15 protein-coding genes are annotated in these 16,352 nt (G+C 59.5%); 5 read left to right on the top strand and 10 right to left on the bottom strand.

The annotated features are described in order from the left end of the window. The first annotated feature begins 58 nt into the window (after positions 1-58). A complete protein-coding gene (gene psbA, locus NW833_RS05260) occupies positions 59-1,117 on the top strand; it encodes a photosystem II q(b) protein (protein ID WP_414411783.1) in 1,059 nt (352 codons plus the stop codon). On the opposite strand, the gene NW833_RS05255 is transcribed toward psbA, so the two are convergent. The 3 genes from NW833_RS05255 to NW833_RS05245 form a co-directional block, all read right to left on the bottom strand. Beyond that, entirely contained in the window at positions 1,114-2,937 is a 1,824-nt protein-coding gene (locus NW833_RS05255) for an aspartate kinase (protein ID WP_414411782.1), read from the bottom strand. The two genes, psbA and NW833_RS05255, sit on opposite strands and share 4 nt — an antisense overlap. 44 nt (positions 2,938-2,981) lie before the next feature. Then, positions 2,982-4,481, bottom strand: coding sequence for a site-2 protease family protein (locus NW833_RS05250; RefSeq protein ID WP_414411781.1), 1,500 nt, complete (start codon positions 4,479-4,481; stop codon positions 2,982-2,984). A gap of 124 nt (positions 4,482-4,605) precedes the next feature. Continuing rightward, on the bottom strand, positions 4,606-4,953 hold the full coding sequence (locus NW833_RS05245) for a DUF751 family protein (protein WP_414411780.1): 348 nt from the start codon (positions 4,951-4,953) through the stop codon (positions 4,606-4,608). A gap of 73 nt (positions 4,954-5,026) precedes the next feature. Between NW833_RS05245 and NW833_RS05240 the strand changes: the two genes are divergently transcribed. Continuing rightward, on the top strand, positions 5,027-5,566 hold the full coding sequence (locus tag NW833_RS05240; protein ID WP_414411779.1) for a hypothetical protein: 540 nt from the start codon (positions 5,027-5,029) through the stop codon (positions 5,564-5,566). A gap of 476 nt (positions 5,567-6,042) precedes the next feature. Further along, on the top strand, positions 6,043-6,414 hold the full coding sequence (locus NW833_RS05235) for a hypothetical protein (RefSeq protein WP_414394851.1): 372 nt from the start codon (positions 6,043-6,045) through the stop codon (positions 6,412-6,414). A gap of 23 nt (positions 6,415-6,437) precedes the next feature. On the opposite strand, the gene NW833_RS05230 is transcribed toward NW833_RS05235, so the two are convergent. Next, positions 6,438-8,360 (bottom strand): ABC1 kinase family protein, encoded by a 1,923-nt coding sequence (locus NW833_RS05230; protein ID WP_414411778.1) that lies wholly within the window; start codon positions 8,358-8,360, stop codon positions 6,438-6,440. Between the two features lie 174 nt (positions 8,361-8,534). Between NW833_RS05230 and NW833_RS05225 the strand changes: the two genes are divergently transcribed. Then, positions 8,535-10,658, top strand: a complete 2,124-nt coding sequence (locus NW833_RS05225; RefSeq protein WP_414411777.1) for a caspase family protein — start codon at positions 8,535-8,537, stop codon at positions 10,656-10,658. Here NW833_RS05225 and NW833_RS05220 read toward each other — a convergent pair. The 3 genes from NW833_RS05220 to NW833_RS05210 form a co-directional block, all read right to left on the bottom strand. Next, complete coding sequence (locus tag NW833_RS05220) at positions 10,655-11,326, bottom strand: DUF1614 domain-containing protein (RefSeq protein WP_414394855.1); 672 nt, start codon at positions 11,324-11,326, stop codon at positions 10,655-10,657. The two genes, NW833_RS05225 and NW833_RS05220, sit on opposite strands and share 4 nt — an antisense overlap. Positions 11,327-11,420: 94 nt before the next feature. Next, positions 11,421-12,362 carry a hypothetical protein gene (locus tag NW833_RS05215; protein WP_414411776.1) on the bottom strand — a complete coding sequence of 314 codons (942 nt, stop codon included), beginning with the start codon at positions 12,360-12,362 and terminating at the stop codon, positions 11,421-11,423. 182 nt (positions 12,363-12,544) lie between these two features. Further along, a complete protein-coding gene (locus NW833_RS05210; protein WP_414411775.1) occupies positions 12,545-13,939 on the bottom strand; it encodes a malic enzyme-like NAD(P)-binding protein in 1,395 nt (464 codons plus the stop codon). Between the two features lie 97 nt (positions 13,940-14,036). Between NW833_RS05210 and NW833_RS05205 the strand changes: the two genes are divergently transcribed. Beyond that, positions 14,037-14,609, top strand: a complete 573-nt coding sequence (locus NW833_RS05205) for a chromophore lyase CpcT/CpeT (protein WP_414411774.1) — start codon at positions 14,037-14,039, stop codon at positions 14,607-14,609. Between the two features lie 23 nt (positions 14,610-14,632). Here the strand turns inward: NW833_RS05205 and NW833_RS05200 are convergent, their stop codons facing one another. The 3 genes from NW833_RS05200 to NW833_RS05190 form a co-directional block, all read right to left on the bottom strand. Then, positions 14,633-14,932, bottom strand: coding sequence for a hypothetical protein (locus NW833_RS05200; RefSeq protein WP_414411773.1), 300 nt, complete (start codon positions 14,930-14,932; stop codon positions 14,633-14,635). Between the two features lie 20 nt (positions 14,933-14,952). Beyond that, positions 14,953-15,564, bottom strand: coding sequence for an ATP-dependent Clp protease proteolytic subunit (locus NW833_RS05195; RefSeq protein WP_414394862.1), 612 nt, complete (start codon positions 15,562-15,564; stop codon positions 14,953-14,955). A gap of 117 nt (positions 15,565-15,681) precedes the next feature. Further along, positions 15,682-16,317 carry an ATP-dependent Clp protease proteolytic subunit gene (locus NW833_RS05190; RefSeq protein ID WP_414411772.1) on the bottom strand — a complete coding sequence of 212 codons (636 nt, stop codon included), beginning with the start codon at positions 16,315-16,317 and terminating at the stop codon, positions 15,682-15,684. Positions 16,318-16,352: the final 35 nt, after the last annotated feature.

Genomic DNA, 16,352 nt, shown 5'->3' with positions numbered 1-16,352 from the left:
TCACTCTGCCAAGCGCAAGTGGAAAAAAGCTCTCTTCAAATTTTCTAGGAGTTGGCCTATGAGTGTGGTTGTTCGGCGCTCCGCTGCCGCACGGCGGCTATGGAGCTGGGAAAGTTTTTGTCAATGGATCACTAGCACCGAAAATCGGCTTTACATCGGCTGGTTTGGCGTATTGATGATCCCGACCTTGTTGGCGGCAACCTTTTGTTTTGTGATTGCCTTCATTGCTGCGCCACCGGTGGATGTGGACGGGATCCGCGAGCCGGTGATTGGCTCCCTACTGGGGGGCAACAACCTCATTTCTGCGGCGGTGGTGCCCACCTCAGCCGCCATTGCCTTGCACTTCTATCCCATCTGGGAAGCTGCCTCTTTGGAGGAGTGGCTCTACAACGGCGGCCCCTACCAGCTCATCGTGTTTCACTTCCTCATCGGGGTGTGGTGCTACCTGGGCCGGCAGTGGGAGCTGAGCTACCGGCTGGGCATGCGCCCCTGGATTGCAGTGGCTTTTTCTGCGCCGGCGGCTGCCGCTACAGCGGTGCTCCTGGTCTATCCCATCGGCCAGGGCAGCTTCTCAGAGGGGCTGCCGCTAGGGATTGCCGGCACCTTCCACTTCATGCTCGCCTTCCAGGCGGAACACAACATCCTCATGCACCCGCTGCACCAACTGGCAGTGGCGGGGGTGTTTGGCGGCGCCCTGCTGGCTTCTCTCCACGGCTCCCTGGTAACCTCTAGCCTGATCCGGGAGACTTCAGAAGAGGAGTCAGTCAATGCCGGCTACCGCTTTGGCCAGCAGGAGGTCACCTACAACTTCCTGGCCGGCCACTATGCCTTCTTGGGGCGGTTGGGGATCCCCAGCCTTGGCTGGCGCAACAGCCGCTCTGTCCACTTCTGGATGGCGGCCCTGCCTACCTTAGGGATCTGGGCGGCGGCAATCGGCATCGGCCTCATGGCCTTTAACCTCAATGGCTTTAACTTCAACCAGTCCATCCTGGACAGCCAAGGCCGGTTCATCCCTACCTACGCCGATCTCCTCAACCGCGCCAACTTGGGGATCCAGGCCATGCACGCCCCCAATGCCCACCACTTCCCCCTGTTGCTGGCGGCCAAAACAGACTAGGGCCGGTCGAGTTCAAAGGCACGGTGGACAGCTTGGAGAGCCCGGATCCCCTGCTCCCGTCGCACCACGCAGCTTACCTTAATCTCTGAGGTGCCGATCATCTCAATGTTGATCCCGGCGTCGGCCAAGGCAGCAAAAAAGCGCGCCGCCACGCCGGGATACGTTTCCATGCCGGCGCCGACGATGCTGACTTTGGCAATGTCGTGGTCGGTTTCAACCCCAGCTGCCTGCAGCTCCTCGGCCACCTGACAGCACACGGCCTCAGCCGCCCTGGCCTGATCCTGAGGCACGGTAAAGGCAATGTCGTTACTGGGAAGGCCGTTGTGGTAGCTCCGCTGGCTCTGGATGATGGTGTCGACGATAACGCCAGCATCCGCCAAGCGCCCAAACAGATGGGCAGCCGTCCCCGGCCGATCCGGCACCTTGCGCAGGCCTAGCCGCGATTGCTTCAGATCCAGGGCAACGCCCCGCACCGGGTGGTTGCGCAGAAGGGGATCCCCGCAAGGCGCTGCCTTGACTCGATGCAACTGGGGAATCACCTGAAACGCTTCCCCCAGCGCCAGGGCGGCCTCCCCAGCCCGCTCGGCTGCCACCACGCAGCTGACCTTGATCTCCGACATGGAGATCATCTGCAAGTTGATCCCCGCTTCCGCCAGCACGCGAAACATCTCGGCGGCAATGCCCGGGCGACCCATCATCCCCACCCCGGCAATGCTGACCTTGGCTACCGCCTCATCGACGAGGACCTCCCTACACCCCAGCTCCTGGCCAACCTTGCGGGCCACGGCTGCTGCCTGAGCCGCCTGGGCACGGCTGACGGTGAAGGCAATGTCGTTGGTAGGGGATCCCTCCGCCGCACTGAGGTGGAGCGACTGCAGAATTAAGTCGACATTGATCCCCGCTGCAGCAATCTCCTGGAACAGTTGAGCAGCAATGCCCGGGCGATCCGGCACTCCCACCAACACCAACTTGGCCTGCTCTCCATCCAGCTCCACGGTATCCACTGCCCGCCCTAGCTCAATGCTGCTATCAGGGGAGCGGACGCGAGCAGGGGGAGAGACAATGAGGGTGCCTTCTGATCCGGCTTGCAGCGGCTCCAGGCTAGAGCGCACCCGCAGCTTGACGCCGTAGTTGCGAGCAATTTCTACCGAGCGGGGGTGCAGTACCTGCGCTCCTAGGCTGGCTAGCTCCAGCATCTCGTCGGCGGTAATCTCTGGCAACAACCTGGCCTCGGGCACCTTGCGCGGATCGGCAGTAAAGATCCCGGGCACATCGGTGTAGATCTCACACAGCTCGGCTCCCAGGGCCACTGCCAAGGCCACCGCCGTGGTGTCCGATCCCCCCCGCCCCAGGGTGGTGATCTCCAGCTCAGTTAGGCTGGTGATGCCCTGAAAGCCGGCCACCACCACCACCTCTCCCCGCTCTAGGTGTTGCCAAAGGCGGTCGGTGTGGATGTGCAGAATGCGGGCCCGCCCGTGATCCCGGGTGGTGACGATGCCCACCTGGGCCGCCGTCAGGGAGAGGGCAGGGTAGCCCAAGCGCTGCAGCGCCAACGCCAGCAGGGCAATGCTGACCTGCTCACCCGTAGACAGGAGCATGTCCCACTCCCGCCACTGGGCCGGCGTGGTCGGGGATCCCTGGAGGATCTGTTCCCCCAGTTCCACCAGGCGATCCGTTTCTTCTCCCATTGCCGAGACCACCACCACCACCCGCTTCCCCTGCTCCACCGTGTGGGCTACCCGCTGGGCTACGGCCTGGATGCGCTCGATGGAGCCGACGGAGGTGCCGCCGTACTTTTGGACAATTAAACCCGCTTGCATAGCCAGGGCTGAGCTGGTTGACGTGGTTTGGATCCTATCCCGAACTAGGCCAGGCCAAGCCAGCTTTGCAAAAAGGGTGGCACCGGCAGCAGGATCAGCACAAGCCAGCTCAACATTGCCAGCCCCAGCAGCTCCCGCCCCTCATCCAGCTCGGCGACATCGTTGAGGGCTGGCTCGTCGGCACTGGTGATCACCAACAAAAGCAGCGCCCACAATAACAGCCAGGGCTGCACCGTCAAAGCCAGCAGCAGCACCAGCCAGCGAGTCACTCGCCCCACATTGGCCCCCATCTGCTGGCCATAGATGGCGTGGACAATGTGGCCCCCATCCAGTTGGCCCACCGGCACCAGGTTAAAGGCAACCACCACTAGACCCAGCCAGCCGGCAAAGGCCAGGGGGTGCAGATCGATCACCTGCCCCGGCTGCAACTGATCCCCCAGCACCAGGCGCGCCAGAATGGCCAGCAGCACCGAGAGGCGCGGGTCAATGCGATGGAAGCTAATCGGGGTCGGCTGCCCCTCTGGCCCTGCCGGAGGATCCCCGGGCGTCGAAAAGACCAGCCCCACCAGCAACATTGTCAACGCCACCAGGCTGCCCGCCAGCGGCCCGGCAACGGCGATGTCAAACAGTACCTTGCGGTTGGGCACCGGCTCTTTCAGCTCGATGAAAGCCCCGAAGGTTCCCAACACAAAAGGCACCGGGATGAAATAGGGGAGCGAGGTTTTGATGCCGTGGCGGCGGGCCACCCAGTAGCGGATCCCTTCATGGGATCCCAGAATGGCCAAGATCCCCACTGCATAAGGTAACCCTTTGAGCAGAGAGGGTAGATGCAGCAACCGGTCAGGGCTGACTCCAGAAGCTTGGGCGCCGGCAGTTAGGGTCGTCCAAAAGGTAAACAGCAGCAGCCCCAACGCCAGCAGAGGCCACTCCTTCTGACGGGTTAGGGAGCGCCGCGCCGCCGGGTTGGGCACCAGGGCAAAAAAAGGCTTGCCGGCAAACCCCTCCTGCAGCACCACCAGAAAGCGTTTGCCAAAGGTGGTTTCCACATTCCGCTGTACCTGCTCGTAGGCTTCCGTGGGATCCGCCCGCAAATTGCCACGGCAGATGATGGCCTGAGGACGGTACTCCACGCTTTGCAGATAGAAAACGTTCCAAGGAAAGCAGCGGTTGAGCTTTTCCCGCGATACCTCCGAGATGGAGATGGGAGCAGCTGCAGCACCTTCCTCCTCGCCTTCCTCTGTCTCCGGATCTCGCTCTGCCGGGGTGTTTTCCACTCCAGCCTGAGAGCCTGCTGGTGGAGGTTGGAGGCGCCCCCGACGCGCCAAAGTCATGCTGGTAAAATAGGAGGCCAAAAATAGCCCCAACATCAGCAAAGGGGGCATTTCATACTGGAACACCTGCCGCCCCAGCACCCAAAGCAGGGGGGGGATCATCATCACTAGCCACAGGATCCGCCAGGGCACCTTTGAGAGGCGGGCCACGCTTTTTTGGAGCAGCAGGTAGGTTGTCGAGCCCACCAGTGCCAACAGGATCCAATCTGCCATGAGCTCAACAGGAAAACACCTTTACCAAGCTAGCGGCAAACCCGATCGGCTTGCTAGAGCCGGCAGCAGCGATCCCTCAGGAGCTAAACTTCTCTTGGCTTGCTCGTAAGCTGCTCTCTTACTCTCAACGCCACATCCACGCTGGCAGAAGCGTGTGCCCTGTCATCGCCCGCAGGGTGAAATAGATAAACAACAGCAGAGCTAGGGATCCCACAGTTACTAGAGCTGCTGCCGTTGCGCTTTTGCGGTACAGGTTTACAAACGGCTGTAGGCCAGCCCAAATTCCCCCCAGCAAGACGGTAACGAAGTAGGTGGGGTAGCGGGAGACGTTCTCCACAAATTGATCTTCCAGTCGGCGAGGAGGCTGCGGCTGGGGCATAAGCAGAGGGCAACCCAACAACTTTCCCTCAGTCTGCCACAGATAGCGGTCTCTGTCCCCCGCCTCTGGAAGGGTGGGAACACCCAGGTTCAAGACTGCGAGAACCTAATATGGTAGGCGTTATCCTGCCTGCTTTGCCCAGCACAGCCACCCCCTTTCCAGACTGATGCAAGAATTGCCCTCTGATGCTCTCAATCGCTCCAGTGATTTGCCCAGAGATCAGACCCTGGCGTTGATGCGCGTTCAGGAGGCCCTGGATCAACTGGAGGCAGCGATTCTCAGCAGTCCTCGTTTGTTCTGGTCGCGCACTCTCATCGACGAAGAGAAGATCCTAGAGCAGTTGGACTTCATCCGCCTTAACCTGCCCACTGCTCTAGAGGAAGCTGAGGAAGTGCTGCGCCAGCGGGATCAAATCTTGGCTGAGGCCCACCGCTACGCCCAAGAGATCGTGGCCATGGCCCAGCGCCGGGCCGAGCAGCTTGTGAGCGAATCCACCATCCTCCGCCAGGCCCAAGCTCAGGCGGAACAGTTGTTGCGGCAAACCTACCAACAGAGCGAGGAGGTGTGGCGACAGACCCTCCAGGAGTCAGAGCGTCTCCAGCGGGAGGCCCACCGCTACGTGGATCAGGTTTTGCAGGATCTGGAGATGCGGCTACTGGAGTCGCTGCGGGTGATCCGCAACGGCCGACAAAGCCTGCAAACCTGAGCCCGCTCCTGACTAGCAAAAGGCGGCGCAAGCCCCAGCTTTAGGCCAGGCGGCGCTGCCGTGAGGGCTCAGCTTCCTGGGAAGTTATAAGCCGCAGGCGCTATGCAGCCTCTGGGTCAATGGGGAGTGTTCACCTGCCCGGGTTTTAAGTCATATTAAGAGTAGCATCCGGACTTCCCTACCCTACAAACCGGGGTAGCCAAGCCAAGCTTCCTCCGGCAAAACGAAGACAAGTCTTGGATGGGTGGCCCGGAACTCAAGGCGCTGGAGATTGCCGTGGCAGGCAAGGGATCTTGAGCTTTGGCGGCAGGCTGGCGCAGCTTTTCTTTGGCCGACTGAGAGCGTGTTTCCCTCCTTCTCAGTGAGTGCTCCAGAACTGTACCCCTCGAGCCACCTTCCTCAGCGGGCTCTCTCCTCAGCCTGCGAGTTCTGGTTTTTGTCCCTTTTGGGAGTTCCTTTGTCGTCTAGGAGATTCTATGGCCATTGAACCGAAAGCTCGTAAGAACCGCGAAAGCGCTAAATCCCGTTCCCGCAGCCGTCGTCGAGAGTCAACCAAAGCAAGCAATTTGGACGCTAACCTCTCCCTGCCCAAGTTGATCCAAGAGAATGCGGTGCTCCAGTCGCGCAGTCAATTGTTGCTGATGTACAGTGACTTTCAAACCGAAATGCCCAACGATGGCAAGACAGGCGTTGGCACCTGGCTGCGAGCCCGCCTCAAAGAGCACGGCATGCCTAGCTTACTGCGTTTTGGCCCGCGTTCCTGCCCCCAGGTCTTCCGCCGCGATGAATTCTCCGAGTGGATGATGCTGGCTCTCAACAGTCCCAGTTCCAAAAACGAGAACGGCTAGTAGAAGAAGCCAAGGCAGCAAACCTAGACTGCACTAGCGGGTTGGGCTGGGGAAGCCTGGGCGGTTTGAATTTCTCCAGCTTGCCCGCTATTCCTGTTGCGCCCATTGAGGGAAGCGGGTGACCTAGGCTCCTTCTCCTCCTCTGCAAGCAGCAGCTCCCGGATCAGACGGGCTGCCAGGCGTTGCAGCCAGCGCGAGGCCAACTGCCGCCCTAGCTGTTGGGCTTCTGGCTTGGTGGCTACCTTGGCTACTAGAGGCAAAAGCTGCAGCGGCTGAAAGGCGGGGTTGCTGCTGAGAATTGACCACAGACGTTGCAGATGGGTTAGACCATCTGTAGAGCCGTTGCCTGAGCTGGAAAAGAGGATATCCACCAGCTGCTCTCGCAGGAAGGATCCCCGCTCCGAAAAGAGGAAATCAACGGCTTTTTCTAGGGATCCCTGCAAGTCAAAGTCTTCGCTGTTGACGGCATTGCGCAGCAGATTTTCCAAGCGGTTCCAGCGAAATTGCCCCTGGTTAAACAGCAGCTCTCGCAGAGCTTCGCGCAGCTCTGGAGCGGGATCAGTCAGGAGCCGCTGGGCCACATAGGGATAGGCTACGCTCAAGACCTTGAAGTTGGGATCTAGACCGATGGCGATCCCCTCTAGGGTGAGCAGCGAGCGGATGATCAGGGCGTAGTAGGCAGGTACGCGAAAGGGAAAGTTGTACATCACCCCCGAGAGGCGATCGGTAATGCTTTTGAAATTCAGCTCGGCCACGGGCTTGCCTAGGGCCTCGGCGAAGACATCCTCCAAGGCGGGGATGATGGGGGTGAGATCGGTGTCGGGATCTAGGAACTCCAGATCCACGTAGTCCTGGGCCAAGGCGGCAAAATCCCGGTTGACCAAGTGGACGATTGCCTTGATGAGGCCGTAGCGCTGGTGCGGCTGGATGGTGCTCATCATCCCAAAGTCGATGTAGGCCAGCCGCCCGTCGTACATAGCCAAGAGGTTGCCCGGATGGGGATCGGCATGGAAAAAGCCGTGCTCCAAGAGCTGCTTCAGAGAGCAGTTGACCCCGATCTCGATGAGGTGCTGCCCGTTTAGCCCGGCGGCGGCGATTTTGTCAAGCTGGGTCAGCTTGATGCCGTCAATCCACTCCATTGTCAGCACCTTGGTGCGGGTGTACTCCCAATAGATTTTGGGAGCGTAGATGGAGGGGTGGCGGTACAGCTCTAGAAAGCGCTCGGCGTTGCGGCCTTCCTGGGTGTAGTCCATCTCTTCGTACAGCCGCCCCGCAAATTCATCGACAATGCCCACCAAGTCGCTGCGGATGCGGCGGAAGGTGCGCTTGGCCCAGGCGGCTAGGCTGCGGATGATGTACATGTCCAGGGAAATGCGCCCGATCAAATCGGGCCGCTGCACCTTGACGGCAACTTTCTCTCCCGTGTGCAGATACGCCTGGTAAACCTGCCCCAGGCTGGCCGCGGCAACCGGTTCCGGGCCGATCTCGCGAAAGATCTGCTCTATTGGCTGGCCGATTTGCGCCTCGATGAGAGCAAAGGCAGTGGCATTGTCGAAGGGGGGCAGCTCATCCTGCAGCTTGGCCAGCTCTTCCAGAAAAAGGGGCGAGACCAGGTCGGGACGGGTGGAGAGAGCTTGGCCAATTTTGATAGCTGTCGGCCCCAATTCCGTGAGGATCTCCCGCAGCCGCGCCGCATGCTTGCGTCGGTTCTTCAGCTCTACCCCCCGCCAGCGATCCCACAAGACCCAGATCAACAGCCCCAAAAAGGGGGCAATCAACTGAAAAAGACGCCCCAGCACCAGACCCCAGCGCCCCCGATATTGCCTAGCCAACTCCTCTGGGTCATAACGCAGAGCCGGCTGCAAGGGCTGCTGCCCCGATCCAGGCAAAGGCTGCTCTGCCACCGCTGGCTGGGCTGCAGCCGCTGTCGACAGTGTTGCGCCCATAGAAGTCCCGACGGATCTCGTAACACATCTTAACTTGCTGGGTTGGCAAGCGGCTTGTGGGCTGGGGGGTTGATCTGGGGCGGACAAAGATATCCTGAAATAGGCATAGACTGGGCACAAAGTTTAAGCCGATGGGTTAGCCGCTAAGCCCGCGGGGCAGCCCAGCAGGTCAGCATGGAAAGGCGGTCTTTTCTCCAAAAACTACTCCTAGCTGCTGCTGGCCTTGGTTTGTCTCCCGGCTGGCTAACCAGGCAGGCTAGGCGCTATGGACAAGCTCTAGCAGCCACCTCCCGCAAGTTGGCTCTTCTCATTGGCATTAACCGCTACCCTGGCGAGGGATCCCCGCTGCAGGGCTGTGTAACCGACGTAGAGCTGCAACGGGAGCTGCTGCTGTACCGCTTTGGCTTTGAACCGGCAGGCATTCTCGCCCTCACGGATGGAGCGGCTACGCCAAGCGCAGTCCAAGCGGCCTTTGCCGAGCACTTGGGGGGCCCAACTCAGGCGGCGGAAAAAATAGTGGTCGTGCAGTTTAGTGGCTACGGCCAGTGGCGGGCGGGATCGGCCCCGGATCAGTGGCAGCCGGCTTTGCTGTTGTCGGGCTCCGAAAGCTCGGCGGCCATGGAGCTGGAGCGCTTTTTCCAGCTTGTGCAAAACTTGGGCACAGCCCAGGTCACAACCATACTCGATTGCGGCTTTACCCACATCCCACCTGCTCTACGGGGCAACCTCCAACTGCGCTCCCGCCCACCTGTCCCGCCAGCAGCCTCCAAGGTGCTGGATCCCGGTCAGCCATCCTCTGCAGAAGGGCAGCAAGTTTGGCACCCTCGGCCCAAAGGCTTGTTGATTGCTGCCACCACTCCCCAAGACTTGGCAGCGGAAGCTGCTTGGCCGGGATTTCATGCAGGAGTGCTCACCTACCTGCTGACCCAGTACCTGTGGGAGACCATGCCCGCTGCCCGCCTGCTAGTTGCTTTCAACCAGGTGGTCAGTCGGCGGGAGCTGGGCCTCTTTTCTTGTCAGCACCCTACCCTGGAGGGCAAAGAAATAGCTCGACGAGTCCCCCCCTACTTCCTCACTCCCTCCCAGACAGCGGCTAGCGGGGTCATCCAAGAGGTGAGGGGGAGCCGTGCTCAGGTGTGGCTAGGGGGGATCCCAGCGGCAGCCCTGTGTGGTCTCCAGCCGGGCACCCTTCTGGCTCCCTTTGTTGCTGATCCTGCTGCTCCAGCAACGCCACTCCTGATTCGTTCCCGCAGTGGGCTGTTGGCGCAGGTCCAAGCGGTCGGCGGGGAAGATCAGTTTCCCCCCGTAGGCACGCTGGTGCGAGAGCAGTTGCGCGCTCTCTCGAGCAGCCTCAAGCTCTTGGTGGGGTTAGAAGACAGCCTGGGCCGTGTTGAAAGAGTGGATCTAACCAACGCCATCGCCGGCTATAGCTGGATGGAGACGGCCAACCCACGCGAGCGCCAGGTGGATTGCCTGCTGGGCCGCATCACCCCAGAGATGGCTGCTGCCTTTCAAGGGGACGCTCTGCCCAAGCCCTTGGAGGTCGGCAGCTACAGCCTCTTTTGGCCGGGGCGAGAGCTGCTTCTCAATTCCTGTGGCCCAGCGGGCGAAGCGGCAACTACGGCAGTGCAGCGGCTGGCCTCCCGTCTGGCCCATCTGCTGGCGGCCAAGCGCCTGCGGACCACCCTCAACGCTGCCATCTCGTCGCTGGGGGTGGTGGGGGAACTGTCCACCCGAGGTAAAACCCCCTCGTGGGCAGTGCGGCCTCCTCAAGGGGCCTCTGCTCCTGCTGAGCTGGGCATGCCTCGCTTCCTGCGCGGGGATCCCCTCTATCTCACGCTGCGCAACGAGGGCGAGCAGGATCTGTTCGGCTATCTGTTGATGGTCGATTCCAGCGGGCAACTGCACCTGCTGGCTCCGGTGCCCCAGGACAACCTTGCCCTGCCGCTGCGCCTAGAGGCTAAGGGCAGCCTGACCATACCACCCCCGCCTGAGATGGCCGTCCGTGAGCCGCGCTCCGTCCTCAACCCCGATTTGCTTACCTGCCACGCCCAGGGACTGACCGAGTTACTGTTTGTGGCCAGCACCCGTCCCCTCTCTGCTAGCCTGGAGGCCCTCAAGGCCATGGCCCGCCAGCAGGGGGTAACCCGTTCGCCGATGTTGCTGAGCAAGCCGCTGGAGTGGACGCAAATCCTTTTCGAGGAGTTGACTTACCGCGCTGAGGAGGGGGCCCCTGACTTGCGTTGGCTGGATCCGGCTCAATCGGTCACGCTTTCCCTTACTTATCTCTTGGTTTAGCTCAGCAGTAGAGCAAATAGGCCACAGAGAGCAATACCATCGAAAACCCCAGCCCCGCCAATGCTGAGGATGCCTGAGCAACTGCGCCGCAACACCTCTGGTAGGTGCAGCAGATCCGCTCCAATCACCGTGCCCAAAACCCCTCCGGCAAAAGCCACCGCCGGCGCCTGATCTCCAGCCCAGAACAGAGCGGCCAAAGCCGCTGTAGCCGGAGCCACCAGGGGATTCATCTGAATGCCGATCCCGGGCACTACGTGGGAAGCGTAGTAGCTGACCAAAGTTACCAGCGCCGTTACGGCTAGGATCAACAGCCCACTGGCCCGGCCAAATTGATACAGGGCTAAGAGCAGCGGGATCAGGCCCCCGCCCACGTTTAGGGCAACCACCGTCTCCTGAGAGATCTTGGCCAACGGGATCCCCCAAAATTGCCGCATCCACAGGCTGGCCAGGTCTTCCACCAGAGTTACCTCGCACCTGACGCGGTAGAGGGGAATATTGACCGAGCTGCCCACCAGGATAGCCAGCAGCAGCAACAGTGCCCCATCTCGGGAAAAGCCCAACTTCCCTGCCGCCAGCGCTACCACATCCACTGCTAGCCCCAGCCAGAGGAAGGGCAATAGCAGTAGAAGCATTAAAAACAACAACAGTGAGACTGGCAGGTAGAACATGGCGGAGATTCCCTTCCCCCTATCCTATCAGGGCCCAAGCTGACTTCCCCAACCTTGGCCAGAAAAAAAGATCCCCACCTTTCACAAGTAAGCCTCAAGTAGGCTCTGTTAGACCGAAGATTTTATTGCGAATATTTTGAGCAATCTCGTAACCAGCACGCTGATCGCTGGGAGTCTTAGCTAGGGAAATTTGATAGCGGTTATCCCCGTGAAATCTAATCACAACATAATTTTTCTCTGAAACAACCTCAAAACCAAGCTTATGCAAATCTGCTTCATAACTATTATCGCACCATTTGCGGTAGTCTCTGAACAAATGATTTATATCTTCCCTAAGCCTTTGACGATAACTCTTACCTTCGTTTGCATGGTTATTCTGAATTAGGTCTTGGAGTATATGCTGGACTCTACTTCCCTTATGCACCTGATCGGCTGCTCTACTCAAGATCTCTAAGATAAAACTCTTGGCTTCTTCTCGATAAAAATCTCTTTCGCTTCTTGCTAAGACTATAGTATTAGTGTCGGCTTGCGCGAGATCCTCAATTCTCCGCCGAAGCTGTGCCCGCAGATGATCCAGTTCCGCTTGCTGACCTTGTAGCTGCTGCTCTTGTTTCTGAACTTTCTCAGACAAGTTCATGGCATTCTGCCGCCATTCTTGCCGCTCAGTTTCGAGCTGTTCTAGGAGCTTCTGATACTCTGCTAGATCAGCCTCAAGTCTCTGGAGCTTCTCTTCCCGCTGTTGGAGCTGGGCTCGAAGCTCATTCAGTTGATTTTCATAGCTACGTAGCTGCTGTTCCTTTTCTTCTATTTGCCGGGAGAGCTCCTCAATCTGCCGAGAGAGCCCCTCAATCTGGCTTCTCAAAGCTCGAGCCCGACTGCCGTGACGTTGGGCAACTTCCGCGGCTACCGCACTCCCAATTCCAGCGACTAGACCCACTCCCCCGGCCTTACTGAGTCGATCCAGGGGCGCGGCAGCTATACCAGCAGCGGCGAGGGCAGTAACGAGGTGAACATAGAAGGGCTTGCGTAAGTCCATTGAGAACCCCAGCTAGGTAGGAAGCTAGAGCTCAAGATATAAAGAACTCCACTTCCAGAAGAGGCGCCCCGAAGAATTGTTAAATTACGAAAAATTACGAAAAAGAGGCCCGCTGCTGCCTCTCCCCGAGGACTTGCAAGCCGTGATGCTCGTGTGCTGAATTAGCCTGTTTATTGAACAAGTTATGGGATCCCGGCCACTCCCGTTTGGCGGGCCGCTTGGATCACGGCGGCAGCTACCTGAGGAACCACCCGCCCATCGAAGACTGAGGGGATGATCCACTGGGGATCCAAGTCTTCAGGTGAAATCAAATTGGCGATGGCGTGGGCGGCAGCCAGGCACATCTCGGTGTTGATCTGCTGGGCGCGGCAGTCAAGAGCGCCGCGAAATACCCCCGGAAAGGCCAGCACGTTGTTGATCTGGTTGGGGTAGTCGCTCCGACCCGTAGCCATCACGGCGACTCGATCCGCCACTAGCTCGGGCTGGATCTCGGGCACTGGGTTGGCCAGGGCAAAGACAATGGGATCTGGCGCCATTGTCTCCACCATCTCCGGCGTCAGGGCATTGGCCACGCTTACCCCAATGAACACATCCGCTCCCACCAAAGCCTCTGCCAGGGATCCGCTCTCCTCAACGGCGATAGCTGCCTTTTCCGGGGTGAGGTCAGAGCGGGAGCGGCTGAGGATCCCTTGGCGGTCGCAGACAACAACATGGGTAGCTCCCGCCTGCTGCAGCAGGTGCGTCACGGCAATTCCAGCTGCCCCTGCACCGTTGATGACAATACGCACCTGGCCCAGGTTTTTTTTGACCACCTTCAAGGCATTCAGCAGAGCTGCTAGCACCACAATTGCCGTGCCGTGCTGATCGTCGTGAAACACGGGCAGGTTGAGGCGGGCTTTGAGCTGGGATTCAATAGCAAAGCAGCGGGGGGCGCTGATGTCTTCCAGGTTGAAGCCGCCAAACCCCGGCGCCAGGCGCACCACTGTCTCCACGATTTCTGCCACCTCCTGCGTGGCCAGGCAGAGCGGGAAAGCATCGATATCGGCAAAGCGCTTAAACAGGGCTGCTTTCCCCTCCATCACGGGCAAGGCGGCCTCCGGGCCGATGTTTCCCAGGCCCAGCACGGCACTGCCGTCAGTAACGATGCCCACACAGTTCCCCTTGATGGTGTACTCGTAGACAGCGCTGGGATCGGCGGCAATCTCCAGCGCCACCCGGCCCACGCCCGGGGTATAGGCCATGGCCAGGTCAGCGGTGCTCTCCAGGGGGCTTTTGGCCACCACCTGCAACTTTCCCCCTCGATGCAGCTCAAAGGTGCGATCCACCACCCGTTCCACCTTCACATTCGGCAAAGAGGCAACGGCGGCCTGAATTTGCTGGGCGTGCTCGCTGCTAACGGCATCGACACAGATCTCCCGCACGGTTTCAGCAGCCGATTGGTGGATGAGGTCGATCCGGCTGAGGCTGCCGCCCACCTCGGCAATGGCTTGAGTGACGCGGGCCAGGGCTCCGGGCCGGTTGGGCAGACGTAGGCGTAGGGCAATACTGTAGCTGGCGCTGGGGGTAAGCTGGGTCATAGGCAAACTGCCCTTAGCAGAGTCAAGAGGCTACCCCCGCCGCAGCACCCGCGGGGGAGTAGAATTGAGAAGCGCAAAAGACTCTTTCGCGTTAGCCTTGACAACTTTCGATCCCGACCTCAACACCTTAGCCAATTGGCTGGAAGGCTACTACAGCAACCGCGCTCAGGCAATGGCGGAGCCGGTGTGGTTTGTGCCAGTAAGCCTTTGGTACGTGCGTCTGCCTCACCTGTTTCCCGAGGGAATTGGCTTTTTTACCGAGCAGTTCAATGAACACACACCGGGCCGATTCTACCGCAGCCGAGTGCTACAGTTGCTGGCGGATCCCTTGCGGATAGAAAACTACAAGTTGCGAGATCAAGCGGCTTGGGCAGGCGCCTCCCAGGATCCGCAGCGTTTAGCGCAGCTGTCACTCTCAGACCTCGAGCATTTGCCGGGCTGCCGTATTTTGGTCGAAAAACGCCCAGGCTGCTTTCACGGCGAGATGCTGCCAGGGGGAGCTTGCCGCCTCAACCCCGGCGACAGTACCTATATCCACATTGAGTTCGACCTCACAGCCCAAGAATTCATCACCTGGGATCGCGGCTTCGACGCCACCACTGGTCAGCAAACTTGGGGATCCCGTGCTGGCCCCTACCGCTACCAGAAAGGGATCCCTCCCCGCCCTTAGAAATAGATAGGGGGTAGGCTGGATTAGGGGAGCAAGAAAGGAAACAGGTCGCGAACTCCTTTGCGCAGCTTGAGTAGAAAGATCAGCTGTTCCACCTTTGGCGAAACTGATCCCGTGGCAGGACGGGCTGCTAGCTCTGCCTGCAGCTTCTGCGCTTCGCTAGCAGTGAGGGGCTGGTTATCAACCGGCGAACGGGCACGCAGGTCAGGTTGAGCCCGCAACACCTCCTCGGGAATCTCGGAAGCTGGCGGCAATGACCAGGCTTGGCTACCCCAAAGCAGCAACAAGCCGCTGCAACCGCCCAGTCCCAGCCTCCAGAGCATCCGACCGCTTCCCCTCGCGTTTAGCTGGCCATAGCTTCCGAGCGCTCCTGGATTACCCGGTCGACAATTCCATAGGCCTGGGCTTCTGTAGCCGAGAGGTAAAAGTCTCGCTCCACGTCCCGCTCAATTTTCTCCAGCGGCTGGCCGGTCATTTGCGACAGCAGCTCGTTCATGCGCCGTTTGACCCGCAGCGTTTCGCGGGCTCGAATTTCAATGTCGCTGGCTTGGCCTTGGATCATTCCCAGCGAAGGTTGGTGCAGCATGATGCGAGCGTGGGGCAGGGCAAAGCGTTTTCCCTTGGTGCCGGCAGCCAGCAAAAAGGCTGCCATTGAGGCGGCTTGGCCCACGCAAACCGTAACAATGTCCGGCTTGACGTGGTTCATGGTGTCATAAATGGCCATCCCTGCCGTCACAGAGCCGCCGGGGGAATTGATGTACATCACGATATCTTTTTGGGGGTCCTGGGAATTGAGGTAGAGCATTACCCCCACAATGGTATTGGCCAAGTTGTCGTCAATCGGCTCGCCAATAAACAAAATCCGCTCTTGGTAGAGGCGGTCATCGAGGCTAATCCATTGGGTGTAAGGATCGCCGGGCAAACGGTAGGGAACGCGAGGCACTCCAATTGGCATAGATGTCTCCTGGCAAAGTTTGAACCAGAATAGGGCGCTTGCCAAATTGCTCCCGCACTCAGGCTTAGCCAAGACAAAACCCACCACAGCCCAGTGCGGGTATTTCAAGGTTGACCCTTAGGTTTTGGCTGCTGCCAACTCTGGCAAGCCTTTGGAGCTGGTCAGCACCTGGTCAATGAGGCCATAGGCCTTAGCCTCTTCCGGGGTCATGAAAAACAGCCGCTCCGTGTCCTTTTTAATGCGCTCCACGGGCTGACCCGTGCTGCGGGAGAGTTCCTCCAGCATCATGTTGCGCAAGGTCAGGATCTCGCGGGTGCGAATTTCAATGTCGCTGGCCTGTCCTCGGGCACCCCCATAGGGCTGATGCAGCACAATCGTGGCATTGGGCAAGCTAGCCCGAAACCCCTTAGCACCCGCTGCCAACAGCATGGCTGCCATGCCAACGGCAGTACCAATGCAGATAGTGTGCACTGGCGGCTTGATGTAGTTCATGGTGTCCAGAATGGCAAAGGCTGCCGTGTCGTAGTTATAGGTGCCCGTTGAGTTGATGTACATCTTGATCGGCTTTTCCCGATCCTCGTACTGCAAATACAGCAGTTGCTCGATGATCAGCTTGGTGACGTTGGCATTTGACTCTTCCGCCAGAGGTAAACCCAGGTAAACAATGCGCTCCTGGAGCAGCAGGGAAGCTAGATCCGGGGGAGGCGTCCGAACCGGAGCGCCACCGTAGTAATAGTAGGTAGATTGCACCATGCCAGAGTTCTCCTACAGCCAATCCCTTGTTAGTC

Source organism: Synechococcus sp. O70.1 (genome assembly GCF_047462215.1).
GTDB lineage: Bacteria > Cyanobacteriota > Cyanobacteriia > Thermostichales > Thermostichaceae > Thermostichus.
This window is presented reverse-complemented; position numbering and strand designations above follow the sequence as displayed.

Coding starts and splice junctions, on each gene's coding strand:
- psbA (WP_414411783.1), top strand. CDS start 59: ATGAGTGTGGTTGTTCGGCGCTCCGCTGCCGCACGGCGGCTATGGAGC.
- NW833_RS05255 (WP_414411782.1), bottom strand. CDS start 2,937: ATGCAAGCGGGTTTAATTGTCCAAAAGTACGGCGGCACCTCCGTCGGC.
- NW833_RS05250 (WP_414411781.1), bottom strand. CDS start 4,481: ATGGCAGATTGGATCCTGTTGGCACTGGTGGGCTCGACAACCTACCTG.
- NW833_RS05240 (WP_414411779.1), top strand. CDS start 5,027: ATGCAAGAATTGCCCTCTGATGCTCTCAATCGCTCCAGTGATTTGCCC.
- NW833_RS05235 (WP_414394851.1), top strand. CDS start 6,043: ATGGCCATTGAACCGAAAGCTCGTAAGAACCGCGAAAGCGCTAAATCC.
- NW833_RS05230 (WP_414411778.1), bottom strand. CDS start 8,360: ATGGGCGCAACACTGTCGACAGCGGCTGCAGCCCAGCCAGCGGTGGCA.
- NW833_RS05225 (WP_414411777.1), top strand. CDS start 8,535: ATGGAAAGGCGGTCTTTTCTCCAAAAACTACTCCTAGCTGCTGCTGGC.
- NW833_RS05220 (WP_414394855.1), bottom strand. CDS start 11,326: ATGTTCTACCTGCCAGTCTCACTGTTGTTGTTTTTAATGCTTCTACTG.
- NW833_RS05215 (WP_414411776.1), bottom strand. CDS start 12,362: ATGGACTTACGCAAGCCCTTCTATGTTCACCTCGTTACTGCCCTCGCC.
- NW833_RS05210 (WP_414411775.1), bottom strand. CDS start 13,939: ATGACCCAGCTTACCCCCAGCGCCAGCTACAGTATTGCCCTACGCCTA.
- NW833_RS05200 (WP_414411773.1), bottom strand. CDS start 14,932: ATGCTCTGGAGGCTGGGACTGGGCGGTTGCAGCGGCTTGTTGCTGCTT.
- NW833_RS05195 (WP_414394862.1), bottom strand. CDS start 15,564: ATGCCAATTGGAGTGCCTCGCGTTCCCTACCGTTTGCCCGGCGATCCT.
- NW833_RS05190 (WP_414411772.1), bottom strand. CDS start 16,317: ATGGTGCAATCTACCTACTATTACTACGGTGGCGCTCCGGTTCGGACG.